The organism is Leucobacter sp. G161, from assembly GCF_001482305.1.
GTDB lineage: Bacteria > Actinomycetota > Actinomycetes > Actinomycetales > Microbacteriaceae > Leucobacter.
In genome coordinates, this window is record NZ_LOHP01000011.1 from 1 (window position 1) to 1,159 (window position 1,159).

Sequence of the window (1,159 nt, forward strand, 5' to 3'; positions counted from 1 at the left end):
CGAATACGAGACCATCATGAACGAACAGGTCGCACTCGCGGCCTGACCAAACTGTCACCTAAACGTGCATCAGACCCCTGCACTCTCTCGCCGATTTGACCGCTGGATGGCGTGACCGCGCGAGTGAGATCCTGGGTGAGGATGCAACCGCGTGGGCGCGGCAGGTTACATCGAACGATCGTCCGTTGCTGTTCCATGCCGATGACATTCCGCTGGATGTGATTCGCTCGATTGGCGAGAGTGTCGTTGCGGCGGTTGGTGAGAAGCGTTCGACCTGGCGGCGCTGGAACCTCACCGCAGAAGCCGCACGACAGACCATGGGCTATCGGTTCGCATCGATGGAGGATCGCGAAGCCGTCGTCGGGCTTGTGGTTGATGCTGCCGAGCAAGTGTCTCTGCGGTTGACGCCGTTCGAGCTGGCATCGAGCCCCGTCGAGTTTCGTCGCAGCGATCAGTCGTCGGTGTTCAGGCCGAAGAACTCAACCGTCTTTCCGTCGAACCTGCTGCTCGAAGCCGAAGACCGTTTACTTGAACTGAGCCGCGACCTCACCGCACCGACGGTACAGCTGGCGTCGATCGAGAAGTTCGCGCGTAAGCCTGATCGAGACAAGCGCGTGCTCGGAGATGACCAAGCCGAAGCGCTTACTCGTATCGCCGTCTCGGGTCGAGTCGTCGATCTGCTTGTTGGCCCTGCAGGTGCAGGGAAAACGACCGCGATGCTTGCGCTGCGTAGGGCATGGGAGTCGACTCATGGAACAGGTTCTGTCGTCGGGCTTGCGCCTTCAGCTGGCGCGGCGGAGGTGCTCGCCGAGGATCTCAGGATCGCAACCGAGAACACAGCGAAGTGGTGGCAGAACCACCTGATCACTGGCGAAGGATTTTCTGCCGGACAGCTGCTGATCCTCGACGAAGCCTCACTCGCGGGCACCCTGTCGCTCGACCGTATCGCAGGTCTGGCCGCTTCTGCCGGGGCAAAGGTGCTGCTGGTCGGCGACTACGCACAGCTCCAATCAGTCGACGCTGGCGGAGCATTCGGGCTGCTCGCGCACAGCCGCGACGACGTTCCCGAACTCGTCGATGGGGTCTGATGCACGTTTAGGTGACAGTTTGGTCAGGCCGCGAGTGCGACCTGTTCGTTCATGATGGTCTCGTATTCGAT

The 1,159-nt window shown here is 61.0% G+C and carries 1 pseudogene; it reads left to right on the forward strand.

Annotated elements, in window-relative coordinates:
- Positions 1–71: 71 nt before the first annotated feature.
- Positions 72–1,079 (forward strand): annotated as a pseudogene (locus AUL38_RS01035) (AAA family ATPase); the annotation flags it as partial.
- Between the last annotated feature and the right edge of the window lie 80 nt (positions 1,080–1,159).